Here is a 14,155-nt window from a genome sequence, read left to right as displayed (position 1 = left end):
GTGAAGGTGATGCTAAACAAAAAACATGCATTGAAAATATCGCGGGAATATACACAAGCAAATTTCACATGGATTATTTCTTTAATCCTGACTGTCGTCTTGCTACTGAACAGTTTCAATTTCAAAGAAGGGGAGTTGAAAGGTTCGGTCTTTAGCGTATTTGCGGCTTATGCGTTTTTCACGATCTTTCAAACTATCCTCACATGGATGGTGAAGCGAGACCTTCTGACAATAGGTGAAATTCGGAGTTCGACAAGAAAGCTAGGTTATGTACAGTTGTTCAGTATAGTAACGGGAAATGTATTTACTGCAGCATTTGCCTTTAATCTCATTAAAAAGCAGAAGACGCCGGAGTATACGTTCGCTGTCTATATGCTGCTCACCCAGGTTTTTATCATCGCCATATCATCGCTTAATTTATTTAAGTCATATGTAGCGGATTCATTTTTATCAGCAATGATTATATTACTAGGAATAATGATTTTTCAAGTCGTGACACTGATTCTCACAGCGAGATATGTTAAGGAAGAGAGTGCGCCGGCTTGGATGATGATTGTTGCCATAGTACTCCTGTTTACCGCGTTGACTGGTAATTTATTTGCATTATTGCTTGGCTATAGCTTGATAGTAAAGGTTCGCAGTCATGATCAGTCTAAGATTTCGAAGTGGAATACAATGTGGAAAAAGATTACCCGTAATTCAACGGCGATACTTGGTTTGTTTTTCATCATTCTTATGTTTTCCATATCCGTTTGCAGCACATTTACATTTGACTACGATATGGCAGTTGAAAATGATTATGGTGCAATACTTCAAAAACCGAGCCTTGCCTATCCGTTTGGCACCGATAATTTCGGACGGGATTTGTTTTCAAGAATCATTTTTGGTGCAAGAATTTCGCTTCTTGTAGGGTTTGCTTCGACGGCCATTCCAGTTGTTATTGGTGGCTTTCTAGGTGCGTTAGCTGGATATTACAGTCAGCGGACGGACAATATCATTATGAGACTACTTGATATACTATATGCCGTTCCTGGAATTCTATTAGCAATTGCTATCATTGCGGCATTTGGGGCAAATACGACGAATCTAATTTTAGCGCTTAGTGTCGGGTCTATACCTACCTATGCCCGGACTATGCGTGCGAATGTCATGATGGTGTCAAACTATGAATTTGTCGATTCTGCACGTGCGCTCGGTTCAGCGGATTTTTCTATTATCTTTAGACAGATAGTGCCAAACTCACTTGCGCCGATGATAGTCAAGGCAACACTGACAATCGGAGGCGCAGTTATCGCGACGAGCAGTTTAAGTTTCTTAGGACTCGGCGTGGAACCGCATATTCCAGAATGGGGAAACATTTTAAAAATCGGCAGCACATATTTGGAATCGCATTCCTATTTAGCCATTATCCCGGGGCTTGCGATTATCTTGCTTGTCTTATCGTTTAACTTTTTGGGAGATGGATTGCGTGATGCCTTTGATCCAAGAATGGATTGAACATAAATACCGAACAATAATAAGGGGGAATTAATAATGAAGAAAAGTTTATTGACGATTTTACTAGCAGTTATGGTGGTTTTGGCCGGATGTGTAAGTACGAAATCGGATGTTTCCGATAAAAAGAATGACAATACAGAACCAAAGACGGATAAAAGTAAAGTGGTCATCGAACTTCTGGGTATGGGTTCTGGAGAAGAAGATATGAACATTGTACGAGATCAGCTTATTAAAAATGGCTTTGACGTTAAGTTGAATATTCAACCTGATTACGGAAGCTTCACTGCACAGAAAGAGGCAGGGAATTATGATGTCGCATTATCTAGCTGGACTACAGTTACAGGGAATCCGGATTATGCCGTTCGGGCACTGTTCAAATCAGACGGTGATAACAGTATTATGGCTGATGAAGAAGTTGATGCATTGATTGAAAAAGCAAGTACAGAAACGCCTAATGAGTTTGCAAAGACATACAAGCAATTAGAACAGCGTCTAGTGTTTGACAAAGCTTATATTGTACCTCTTTACAATTCATTTAAAGCACAAGGAGTCAATAAAGACATTCTTGACGTAAATACAGTACGACTTGCTAAATCACGTGCAATCGCGTGGGAACCTATTGATTTTAATGACAAAACAAAAAGAGAAACTGATTCATTAATCGTTCAGCAAGCAAACGGAACGTTGACGTCTCTTGATCCTATTAAAGCGAACGACGGCTCAATTAATACACTTAATACGAACATGTACGTTCGACTAGTTAACCTGACGGATGATGATGTAGTCGTTTCAGATGGCTCACTTTCTTATAATCATAGTATTGCAGAAGGCAATTCAGCATATTATTTCCTTCTCCGTGACGATCTTAACTTTGCTGCTATCACCGATGGAAAAGCTGTAGATACAGGTGAGCGTGTAGGCGCAGATGATGTTATTTTCTCACTGAACCGTGCGAAAGATCCGAATTCTGTACCTGATCACCGCACATACAGCTTGCATGAACATATTCAAGATGTAGAAGTTGTAACGGATCTATCTGAATTGGATGTTCTGCAATCCGGAAGTAACGAAACGATCAGAGAAGGACTGGAGAAGGGCTTGGACGTGAAAATCGCTGAACTCGTTTCTGATAAAACTTCAGCAGATAACACTTCAGGAAAATACCAAGTTGTGAAAATGACAACAGTTAACCCTTTCCCGCAAGTTCTGAACTACTTGGCTCACCAATCTGCGGGAATCGTGTCTAAAAAACAAGTCGAGAGCATCAATACGTATGATGTCGCTTCGTTCGACGTAAGTAAAGATATCCCTTACGGCGACCAAAATTCTGTTACAGAAGGTGCCAAATATAACAATACATTGTATGCGAGTGGCCCATATATTCTGTCCCACAAAAATGATTATGAAGCAATCTTCTACAAAAACCCTGCATATATGGCAGGGACGGATTACGAACCGAAAATTTCTAATGTAACTGTACGCTTTATACAAGATCCGGACAGTACGCTTTCGGCATTGCGTAACAGTGAAATCCATTTGTTTAACGGTGTTCCGGAAACAAAATATGATCTAGTTGAAAATGACAGCAAGTTATTCCTACAAAAAAATGATAGTAACGCTGTAAGTTACTTACTTTTCAATACGAAAAATCGTGAAGTATCAACAAGCGAAGCGTTAAGAAAAGCCGTTCTTTACTCTATCAACCAGGATGAAATTCTGAATTTCTATCAAGGGAATAAAAAGAAGGCAGTTTCTACAGTTAGCCCGATGGTTGATACGGGGAATGAATTGAAGGCAGATTCGGCAAAAGTTCAAGAGTTTTTGAACGATTATAAAGCAGGTAACTAATATCTTCTCATATGATTAATGAAAAGAGACTAAATCGATATTAGGATTTAGTCTCTTTTCCTTTTATTTAAGTTTTATTTTTTTGTCGACCGATAAAAATCAATCATCGCTTTTTTTCGGTCACCAAGCGTTGCGAACTCACGGGATAATTCTTCATGAATACCGTTCTGATTGATTGTTCTCGTTTTTATCTTTTCAGATAAGGGTTTATTTTTGTTTGCATCTCGTTCATTGTCTTTTTTCATAAAAATACCTCCTTAATAGAATCAATTCTATTTAATATGGCTTGGCAGAATAAATTCATTCATGAATTGCGGAAAAGGAAAAAGGATATGTTACATCATGTTATTTTCAGTCGATATAGGGTAAATAGTGTATACTTGTACCATTAGTATGCGGAAGAAGGAGATTGACATGAGTTCGAAATATGCGGATGACAGCTTGGCTTTACATACAGATTTATATCAAATCAATATGGCGGAATCATACTGGGCGGATGGTATACATGAACGGAAAGCGGTTTTTGAACTCTTTTTTAGAAACTTGCCGTTCGGTAATGGCTATGCGTTATTCGCGGGGCTTGAGCGGGTTCTAGATTATTTAAGAGATTTTCATTTTAGTGAAAGTGATCTTGCTTATTTGAAGGATGACCTCGGCTATGAAGACGATTTCATATCTTATTTAAAGGAGCTCCGTTTCTCAGGGGATGTCTATTCGATGGTTGAAGGGGAACTTGTATTTGCGAACGAACCGATTATTCGCGTAGAAGCGACACTTATCGAAGCCCAGCTGATCGAGACAGCTCTCCTTAATATCGTTAATTACCAGACGCTTATTGCGACAAAAGCGAGCCGCATCAAACAAGTCGTCAAGGACGAAGTAGTGATGGAATTTGGCAGTCGCCGTGCGCATGAGATGGACGCCGCGATATGGGGTGCACGTGCTACGTTCATTGGCGGAGTAGAAGCGACAAGTAATGTCCGCGCTGGGAAAAGATTTGATATTCCTGTAGCGGGAACGCATGCCCACTCAATGATTCAGGCCTATAAAAGTGAGTATGAAGCATTTCACTCTTATGCGAGACGCCATAAAGACTGTGTTTTCCTAGTAGATACTTATAATACAGTGAAAATAGGTATTCCGACTGCCATTAAAGTAGCAAATGAACTTGGTGATAAAATCAATTTCATCGGCGTTCGTTTAGATAGTGGAGATATTTCATTCCTATCAAAAGAAGCGCGCCGAATGCTAGATGAAGCTGGATTCTCAGATGCGAAAGTATTTGTTTCAAATGACTTGGATGAATATACAATCCTCAACTTGAAAGCACAAGGCGCGAGAGTAGATGTGTGGGGAATTGGAACGAAATTGATCACGGCGTATGATCAGCCCGCACTAGGGGCAGTCTACAAAATTGTCTCCATAGAAAATGAAGTCGGCGAAATGGAAGATACAATCAAAATTTCATCGACAACCGAAAAAGTGACGACGCCTGGTCGGAAAAAGTTGTATCGAATTATTGACCGAGAAAACGGTAAGGCTGAAGGGGATTATATTACGATGCATGATGAAGACCCCGCATCTGAGAAACGAATCAAAATGTTCCACCCCGTCCACACATTCATTTCAAAGTTTGTTACGAATTTCGAAGCGAAAGATCTACATGTCAAAGTCGCGGAACAAGGAGTTATTATTTACGATAATCCAACGCTTCAACAAATGCGTGATTATGCGAAAGGCAACTTAGAATTATTATGGGATGAATATAAACGATCCCTTAATCCTGAGGAGTATCCGGTCGACTTAAGCCAAAAGTGTTGGGACAATAAGCTGCGTAACATCCAGGAAGTCCAGGAAATGGTGGAAGACTTTATTAACGGATAAGGAGGTTTGTTGAAGTTGACACTACAAGATCGAATTATTGCCGAGTTACAGGCGCGACCTATTATAGATCCTAAAGAAGAAATCAGGAAATCGATTGACTTCATGAAAGAATATGTAAGGAAAAACCCGTTTCTAAATGGCTTTGTTCTTGGAATTTCAGGGGGGCAAGACTCGACGCTTGTCGGGAGACTTGGCCAACTCGCTGTTGATGAATTAAATGATGAAGAAGAAACAGAGCGTTATAAATTCATTGCAATTCGGCTGCCTTACGGTTCTCAGTTTGACGAGGAGGATTGCCAGGAAGCATTGGAATTCATTAAGCCGTCGCTGATCTACACGGTTAACATTAAAGAAGCTGTCGATGCGAGCGAGCGTGCATTGACAGCAGCGGGCGTTACGTTGACCGATTTCGCTAAAGGAAATGAAAAAGCACGGGAACGTATGAAAGTTCAATACTCAGTTGCGGCCATGCATAATTGTATTGTTCTCGGGAGTGATCATGCAGCGGAAGCGATTACCGGGTTTTATACGAAATTCGGGGATGGCGGTGCAGACCTTATGCCGATCTACAGGTTGAACAAACGGCAAGGGAAAGAACTCCTTAAGGAACTTGGCTGCCCTGAACACCTCTACTTGAAAGTTCCGACGGCGGATCTTGAAGAAGACAAGCCAGCAATACCTGATGAAGTAGCGCTTGGTGTTACCTACGATGATATCGACAATTATCTCGAGGGGAAAGAGTTACCGGAGGGGCCCCGTATAGCAATAGAGAATCATTTTCTCCGTTCAAAGCATAAACGGCATATGCCAATTACGATATTTGATGATTTTTGGAAGTGATTTATGGGCTCCTACGGGGGTCTTTTTTTATTTTCTAGAGAGATAAGTATAGTTTTTCCGCTTAAAGCAATGTCTAGACCCCTGCGTGTAGTCTCTGGGCCCAGACTAAGTGGGGTATGCTGCTATTGCGACAGAACATCGCGCCTTTCTCTGTCGCTTCAGTCCTTAAGTTAAAGGCCCTCCAGCGCTTTTCTTATCAACGCTTAAGTTGTGTGGTAATGGGATATCCTGTATTATAAAGGTGTGTTTTGTTAATTTTCGGACAAATTGAGTCTTATATACAAATGGGGGAATTGAAATGACACATAAAGAGATGATTGAGAAAGTATTAACCAACATCGAAAAAGTGATGATTGGGAAAAGAGATATCGCCGAATTAAGTGTTACCGCCCTTCTTGCCCGGGGTCATGTCCTTCTTGAAGATGTGCCGGGTGTTGGAAAAACGATGATGGTAAAAGCGTTAGCTAAGTCAATTGGCGCAGATTTTAAGCGTATTCAATTTACACCTGACTTACTTCCATCTGATGTTCTTGGCGTTTCAATTTATAATCCAAGAGAAATGGAATTTGAATTTAGGCCAGGACCAATCATGGGGAATATTATTCTAGCTGATGAAATCAATAGAACTTCGCCAAAAACACAATCCTCTTTATTAGAGGGGATGGAAGAGTCTACGGTGACGATAGATGGTGAAACGATGCGGATTCCGCAACCGTTTTTTGTTATGGCAACACAAAATCCGATTGAATATGAAGGGACATACCCGCTGCCTGAAGCGCAACTAGACCGTTTTCTATTCAAACTGAAGATGGGCTATCCGACAAAGCTTGAAGAAATTGAAGTACTTGATCGTGCGGAGAAAGCCGTTCCGATTGATACGTTGGAAACGGTGGTATCACTTGAAGAATTAATCGAACTTCAGAAGGCTGTAACGGAGGTTAAAGTCGATAACACCATTAAATCCTATATCGTGGAATGTGCTGCGCAGACGCGTGATAATCCATATGTCTATTTAGGTGTAAGTCCACGTGGATCTCTTGCGCTTATGAAAGCGTGTCAGGCGTATGCAATGATAAAAGGCAGAACCTATGTTATACCCGACGATGTTCAGTATTTATCTCCATTCGTATTTGGACACCGCATGATTTTGCGCCCTGAAGCTAAGTATGAAGGGATTTCCACGACGGAAATTGTGGAACGGATTTTAATGAAAGTACGTGTGCCTATAGATAAGGTTCAGTTGAAATGACAACTGCTAAGAAAATGATTGGTACTTCTAGCCGGTTACTATTTGTATTGTTCGTCTTGGTTGCTACATTTGTTTTTGCTATGTTCCAAGGCGGCATGGTAAGCTGGACTATTTTTTATATCATATTGCCTTTTACAATCTATTCTCTATTACTATTTTTCTATCCAATGTCGAAAATGACCGTGGAACGTACTATTCGGACACCTCATGTGCAAAATGGCGAGAAGTTGATTGTTTCTATATCAATTAAACGTAAAGGCCGATTTCCTTTGCTTTATACCGTTGCGAGTGAAAGGTGGACGGAGCCGGAAATAGTTTTGTTGGCAGGTGGAAATTTAAAACGCCTGTTTGTTTTTGGATTTCGTAAAGAAGTTGAGTGGGAATACGAAATTGAAAAAATGCCCAGGGGTGAACATGTACTTCAAGGGGTGAAAGTTGAAATCTCCGACTTTTTCGGATGGCTTCGGAAAACGAGATTTATTGAAATAGAGAATACGATTCTTGTGTTTCCGAAAATGACAGGTATTCATTATGTTCCATTCAATACGCAATATGACCAAGGTACGATGGCCTCACCATTAAATATCGTCAAAGATATGACGATGGCTACGGGCGTCCGCAATTACCAGTCAGGTGATCGAGTGACATGGATTCATTGGAAGTCGTTTGCTAGAACGCAGACCTTGATGACAAAGGAGTTTGAAGATAGACGATCCCAAGAGTTATTTATAATCATGGATGGTAGAGAGACGGAAATGTTTGAGGAGCTAGTGGAACTAACTGCTTCGATATTGAAAGAAGCATCAAGTCATCAGGCAGGTCTTGCCTTAATGACGACGGGCCCTAATCCTTCCTTATTTCCATTTATACAATCTGAACAGCAACTTCATATGGCGCTAGTTCACTTGGCGAAGATTAAGCCCACCAATGAAGCGTCGCTAACTGACTTTGGAACTGCGTTTCAGCACGGTGGCAGTATTGTAGTGATCACGGGGAACCCGGACGGACCTTTCATACAATCGGTTATGCTAAGTGTGAAAAATGTTGAAGCCATCATATGCATGGTCGTGGTGAAAAGGGATGATCCGGCACTGCAAAGAATTGAAGATGATATCCGATTAGCAAAATCAAGGGGAGTAACCGTACGTTTATTAGAGCGGGAGCAGTTTATGAATGCTTTTAAAGAGGTGGTGCGATTATGACTGGAACGCGAATTGATAGGCGACTGCTCCTAATTCTGTATATACTCGCATTGATCCTTTTAAGAGAATGGCTCATTCCGGTTATTGAATTGACTAATTCAGACCATTTATCACTGTTCTTATTATTTGTTGCGTTGTCATTTTTTTTGTCCCTAATTAAAGTGAAGTGGTGGATAGTCCTTCCTACAAAATTACTCTTCATCGTATTAGCGACTCATTATGTGTTTTTTGAAAAGGTACTATTTACGCAGGAAACACTGGTCCGTTTATCGGGTAACTTCCTTGCGAATGCACCAATTATTATGAATGGTGACTGGGAGCGAATTACGAATCCATTTAGGACTGTTTTGTTTTTTGCGGTGCTGTGGATGACGACCTATCTTATCCGTCATTGGATTGAAGTAAGAAAAAGTATTTTGCTATTTTATATTATGACTATTCTATTTATAGCGTTCATTGATACTTTCGGTGGATATGCAGCAGACGGCGCTATCTTCAGGATAATGGTGACGGGGTTATTACTTCTTGGTTTGCTGGCGATTACTAGGCTTGCGGAGAGGCACAATACATCTGTTCCAACAGGTACGTTCCTAGCGATATCCATTCCACTTCTTGTCGCAGTCGTTGTAAGTGGTGCGCTTGCAAACATTCTTCCGAAAAAAGATCCCATCTGGCCAGATCCGTTTCCTTATTTTGAATCACTTGTACAAGGCCGCGGGGAAGGCGGTGGTGGAGCTAAAAGTGGATACGATATGAATGATTCCACATTGGGTGGTTCGTTTGTACAGGATTCCACATTAGTTTTTGAGGCAAAAGTGGATAGCCAACAATATTGGAAAATTGAAACGAAAAACACATACACCTCTAAAGGTTGGGAACAGGTATCTATTGACGATGTTCCAATTAGTTTTATTCCTGGTATGAAGATGGGGGAAATTGCGGGTCGAGGGAATGTGGAAGATACGGCCCAACTACTTGCAGATTTGAAGGTGTCGGAAGCATTTCCTTTCATTGTTTATCCTTATGGGATGAATAAAGTATACGCAACAAAGGATGTTGTATTTCAATACTCAGAAGGGGCAGGGAAGTACAGTACAGAAATCGAGGGCAAGCAAGAGGCCCTGGATTCGTATCAAGTCGAATTCACAGAGTCCGACTACAGTTTGAAAAAGTTAAGGGCCACAAGGATGGAAGACTTTTCAGGGGTAGCTGAAGATTTAACGCAGTATCTACAACTTCCAGAGCAATTACCTGAGCGGGTGAAGGAACTTGCAAAAAACATAACAGATAACCAGGAAAGTGTGTACGAAAAGACAAAGGCAATTGAAAGGTACTTTGGAAGAAATGGCTTTGTCTATACGCAGCAGGGTGTCGCTATTCCGAAAGCGGGCGATGATTATGTAGATCAGTTCCTCTTTGATACGAAAAAGGGATATTGCGATAACTTTTCCACGTCTATGGTTGTCATGTTACGCTCGATCGATATTCCAGCACGTTGGGTAAAAGGTTTCGCTCCCGGAGAATTTGTTTTAAATGACGCGGATGAGAAAGTTTATCAGATTACGAATAATGAGGCGCATTCATGGGTTGAAGCATATATGCCTGGTATTGGTTGGATGCCGTATGAACCGACGATTGGGTTTAATAGCTTAACGGATATTGAATACGATATCGAGTTGAACCTTGATGATACATTAACACCGGAAGTGAAAAAGCCTGAACAACCAAAGAAAGAACAGACAGAAAAAACGGTTAAAACAGATAAGAACTTTAAAATTAGTGAGATTTTTATATCTGTAGGTACTTGGATCCGAAATAATATGTGGATAGTAGGTGCAATTGGATTTATAGTCATTTTTGCCGGTTGGAGACTATTCGTTGGTAGGGTGAAATGGCTGCCTAAAGTACTCGTGTATACCCATCGCACTAATCAAGACGACTGGGTTACATTTACAAGACGCTATACCAGTTTATTAAAGCAACTAAATCGTTCCGGTCTGAAGCGAGCAACTGGCATGACATTATCTGATTATGCCACGATGGTTGACAACTACTTCGGTGGAGAAAGAATGAAAATGCTTACAACTGCATACGAAAAGGGATTGTATGGTGGAAATATTACTGATCATGAATGGTTTGAATTGAAGGAAATATGGGAAGACTTAATCAATAGGACTTCAGGTTGATTTTTGTCGTAAATAGAAGTAAGATGAAAAAAGAATAAGCCCAAGATGCCCTCATATATATCCGATAATATGGTTCGGATGTTTCTACAAGTCACCGAAAATGACTTGACTATGTAGGTGGATTCAGCTCATATATATGAGCTGTTTTCGCTTTTTTTATAGATGATGAGACGCGCAGAAAGCTGGACTTTCTGACGCGTTTTTCTCTATTTGAAAAGACGTTGTGGGACGTTTGGAATATAGTTATGTTGCACGATGAAAAAATTGGTGAAATAGCCGGAAAAGGCTGGAATAATAAAATTAAAAGGGGTTGTATCATCTTGAAGCAGGACAATATTTTAGTATTGGATTTAGGTAGTAGTGAGAATACGACAATAGCCCGTTGGATTCGTGATTTGGGTGTATATAGTGAAATTCATCCTCATGATCTTACAGCCCAAAATATTGAGCAGTTAAAAACGGTAAAAGGGATTATTTTAAATGGTGGTAAAAATAATATCATTGATGGCGAAGCAATCGATGTATTAGATGAAATCTATTCTTTGAATATTCCGGTCATTAGCGTAAATCACCCATCAACAAAAGCATTGGAAGTGCTAGAGCAATGGCCAAGTGAAGAAGAAACGAAAGCAGTGTTAAAAGATTTCGTTTTCCATACATGTAAAGCGGAAGCGAACTGGAATATGAAAAATTTCATTGATGACCAAGTTGCTTTAGTCCGTAAACAAATAGGCGATAAGAAAGTATTATTAGCTCTTTCTGGCGGTGTAGATTCGTCTGTTGTTGCAGCATTATTAATCAAGGCAATCGGCAAGCAATTAGTTTGTGTGCATGTAAACCACGGTTTAATGCGTAAAAACGAGTCTGAGGGCGTTATTCAAATGTTCGAAAAAGACTTGGAAGAAAACCTTATTTACGTGGATGCGAGCGAGCGTTTCTTAGGTAAACTAAAAGGGGTAGACGGAGCAGAAGAGAAACGTAAAATTATCGGTAATGAGTTTATTCGCGTATTTGAAGAAGAAGCGAGCAAATTTGAAGGGATCGACTTTTTAGCACAAGGAACAATCTATCCGGATATCGTAGAATCCGGCACGAAAACACATAAAGTCGTCAAATCTCACCATAATGTTGGAGGGCTTCCAGAAGATATGCAATTTGAATTAGTGGAGCCGTTATTCCAATTATTCAAAGATGAAGTACGTGCATGTGGTGTTGAGTTAGGTCTTCCGCATGATATGGTCTATCGCCAACCATTCCCAGGACCTGGTCTAGGTGTGCGCGTTTTAGGTGAAATTGAGCCTCATCGTCTTGAGGCAGTACGCGAATCAGATGCTATTTTACGCGAAGAATTTGCACTCGCAGGATTGGATCGGAAAGTTTGGCAATACTTTACAATCATTCCGAACTTCAAGTCTGTCGGTGTACGTAACAACGAGCGTACGTATGAATACCCAATCATTATTCGTGCCGTTAACACAGTAGATTCGATGACAGCGACAGTGGAACAAATCGACTGGCCAATTCTTCTGAAAATCACTGACCGGATCATTAACGAAGTAAAAAATGTAAACCGCGTATGCTATGACCTGTCTCCAAAGCCAGGCGGCACAATCGAGTGGGAATAAAATAGAGGATATCGTATAAAACCGAGGATATGGCTCGGAAGTTTCTACCGGAACACCTTAAATGTTCCGACTACGAATTCGATAGAAGGGGGACAACCCTTCTATTTTGAATTTGTGTTGGAGAAGCATGCGAGGCACTATCGTATGCTTCTTTTTGTTTGGAAAATTGATTTGAAGAGGAAGGTATACATGAAAAAGTACTTTGAGTTCGACAAGCTTGGAACAAACTACCGCCGGGAAGTTATCGGGGGACTGACAACGTTTCTTGCGATGGCGTATATTCTTATTGTTAACCCTTTAATGTTGTCACTTGACGGTATAACCGGTATCCCTGACGAGATGCGTATGGACAAAGGAGCAGTTTTCGTTGCCACAGCGCTTGCCGCAGCAGTAGGTTCATTGTTCATGGGACTTATCGCGAGATATCCAATTGGACTTGCGCCGGGGATGGGATTGAATGCATTCTTCGCATTCAGTGTTGTATTGGGTATGGGAATACCTTGGCAAACTGCATTAACAGGCGTTCTTTTTTCGGGTCTCATATTTATTGTATTATCGCTTACGGGTCTCCGTGAAACGATTATTAATGCAATCCCTGCGCAACTAAAATTTGCAGTTGGTGCAGGTATCGGTCTTTTCATAACATTCCTCGGGTTTCAAAATGCGAATATTATCGTTGCTGATCCAAATACGCTTGTAGCTTTAGGTGACCTTTCAAAGGGACCAACTTTACTAGCTATATTCGGGCTTGTCATAACGGTAATTATGATGGTACGTAAAATTAATGGAGCTATATTTTACGGAATGATAACAACTACTATAGTAGGGATGATTTTCGGACTGATTAATTTGCCCGATAAAATCGTGTCTAGTGTACCTTCAGTGGCTCCAACATTCGGTGCTGCATTCGAAGCGATATTCCAAGATCCGACGTCACTATTAACGACACAATTCCTTGTGATTGTTATTACATTCCTTTTTGTTGATTTCTTTGATACGGCGGGTACGCTGGTCGCGGTTGCGAATCAGGCGGGTCTAATGAAAGATGATAAGTTGCCAAGAGCGGGGAAAGCACTTCTTGCGGACTCAATGGCGACTGTAACTGGGGCAGTTTTTGGAACATCGACTACAACTTCTTACATTGAGTCGACTGCCGGAGTAGCTGCAGGGGCAAGAACAGGTTTTGCTTCCATTGTAACTGGTGTTCTATTTCTTCTTGCACTGTTCTTCTCACCGCTGCTGTTTGTGATCACGGCGGAAGTAACTGCACCAGCGTTAATTATTGTAGGTGTGCTGATGGCATCTTCATTAGGGAATATTGAATGGAAACGCTTTGAAATTGCAGTGCCAGCATTCTTTACAATTATCGCAATGCCACTTAGTTATAGTATTGCAACTGGAATCGCCATTGGTTTCATCTTCTATCCGATTACAATGATTGTCAGTGGACGCGGAAAAGAAGTTCATCCAATTATGTATGGTTTATGGTTTATCTTCGTTTTGTACTTTGTGTTTATAAAATAATGATAGTGAAGGAACGGCCCCCAGGCATGATAAGGGGGCCGTTTTTCTCTGGTTGTTGCCTGTAGATTTGAGACATGAAGTAGTGAGGATTAATAATAACTAAATAAACTTTACAAAAAGCATACAAAACTGTTGACATCCTTTTTGGGGGATGTTATATTGATTAAGCAGTCGGGAGCGAACGACAAATAACGACAGCGAGTTACAACAAATGAACCTTGAAAACTGAACAGCAAAACATCAATGAAATTAAGCGAGAGTGCTAACGCACTTGAGCAAAACGTTTCTAACTAAGTCAGC

10 protein-coding genes and 2 riboswitches are annotated in these 14,155 nt (G+C 40.7%); of the genes, 9 read left to right on the top strand and 1 reads right to left on the bottom strand.

Features of this window, described 5'->3' with window-relative positions:
- Positions 1 to 9 precede the first annotated feature (9 nt).
- Together H2672_RS16630 and H2672_RS16625 are read left to right on the top strand one after the other, a co-directional pair.
- Complete coding sequence (locus tag H2672_RS16630) at positions 10 to 1,497, top strand: ABC transporter permease (RefSeq protein ID WP_186673240.1); 1,488 nt, start codon at positions 10 to 12, stop codon at positions 1,495 to 1,497.
- Positions 1,498 to 1,533: 36 nt separating this feature from the next.
- The gene (locus tag H2672_RS16625; protein ID WP_186673238.1) at positions 1,534 to 3,345 is read left to right on the top strand and encodes an ABC transporter substrate-binding protein; all 1,812 of its coding nucleotides are present in this window, start codon (positions 1,534 to 1,536) and stop codon (positions 3,343 to 3,345) included.
- 74 nt (positions 3,346 to 3,419) lie between these two features.
- On the opposite strand, the gene H2672_RS16620 is transcribed toward H2672_RS16625, so the two are convergent.
- Positions 3,420 to 3,590 (bottom strand): hypothetical protein, encoded by a 171-nt coding sequence (locus H2672_RS16620; protein WP_186673236.1) that lies wholly within the window; start codon positions 3,588 to 3,590, stop codon positions 3,420 to 3,422.
- A 169-nt stretch (positions 3,591 to 3,759) separates the two neighbouring features.
- Here H2672_RS16620 and H2672_RS16615 point away from each other — a divergent pair, with 169 nt between their 5' ends.
- The 7 genes from H2672_RS16615 to H2672_RS16585 all read left to right on the top strand — a co-directional run bounded on the left by H2672_RS16615 (position 3,760) and on the right by H2672_RS16585 (position 13,855).
- Complete coding sequence (locus H2672_RS16615) at positions 3,760 to 5,229, top strand: nicotinate phosphoribosyltransferase (RefSeq protein ID WP_186673234.1); 1,470 nt, start codon at positions 3,760 to 3,762, stop codon at positions 5,227 to 5,229.
- A 15-nt stretch (positions 5,230 to 5,244) separates the two neighbouring features.
- Positions 5,245 to 6,069: an ammonia-dependent NAD(+) synthetase gene (gene nadE, locus H2672_RS16610; RefSeq protein ID WP_186673232.1), complete on the top strand. Its 825-nt coding sequence runs from the start codon at positions 5,245 to 5,247 to the stop codon at positions 6,067 to 6,069.
- Positions 6,070 to 6,367: 298 nt separating this feature from the next.
- Positions 6,368 to 7,318 (top strand): AAA family ATPase, encoded by a 951-nt coding sequence (locus tag H2672_RS16605; RefSeq protein WP_186673225.1) that lies wholly within the window; start codon positions 6,368 to 6,370, stop codon positions 7,316 to 7,318.
- Positions 7,315 to 8,520 carry a DUF58 domain-containing protein gene (locus H2672_RS16600; RefSeq protein ID WP_186673223.1) on the top strand — a complete coding sequence of 402 codons (1,206 nt, stop codon included), beginning with the start codon at positions 7,315 to 7,317 and terminating at the stop codon, positions 8,518 to 8,520. The genes H2672_RS16605 and H2672_RS16600 overlap by 4 nt, the downstream gene beginning before the upstream one ends.
- Entirely contained in the window at positions 8,517 to 10,706 is a 2,190-nt protein-coding gene (locus tag H2672_RS16595; protein ID WP_186673221.1) for a DUF4129 domain-containing transglutaminase family protein, read from the top strand. Before H2672_RS16600 ends, H2672_RS16595 begins: the two co-directional genes overlap by 4 nt.
- A 31-nt stretch (positions 10,707 to 10,737) precedes the next feature.
- A riboswitch (purine riboswitch) is annotated at positions 10,738 to 10,838 on the top strand.
- A 182-nt stretch (positions 10,839 to 11,020) separates the two neighbouring features.
- Positions 11,021 to 12,331: a glutamine-hydrolyzing GMP synthase gene (guaA, locus tag H2672_RS16590; RefSeq protein WP_483315868.1), complete on the top strand. Its 1,311-nt coding sequence runs from the start codon at positions 11,021 to 11,023 to the stop codon at positions 12,329 to 12,331.
- A riboswitch (purine riboswitch) is annotated at positions 12,323 to 12,424 on the top strand. Its footprint overlaps the gene before it by 9 nt.
- Before the next feature lie 96 nt (positions 12,425 to 12,520).
- Positions 12,521 to 13,855, top strand: coding sequence for an NCS2 family permease (locus tag H2672_RS16585; protein ID WP_186673219.1), 1,335 nt, complete (start codon positions 12,521 to 12,523; stop codon positions 13,853 to 13,855).
- Positions 13,856 to 14,155: the final 300 nt, after the last annotated feature.

This window comes from Sporosarcina sp. BP05, from assembly GCF_014282005.1.
Taxonomy (GTDB): domain Bacteria; phylum Bacillota; class Bacilli; order Bacillales_A; family Planococcaceae; genus Sporosarcina.
The sequence above is the reverse complement of the archived record's forward strand: the minus strand, read 5'-3'. Positions and strand labels throughout refer to the sequence as shown.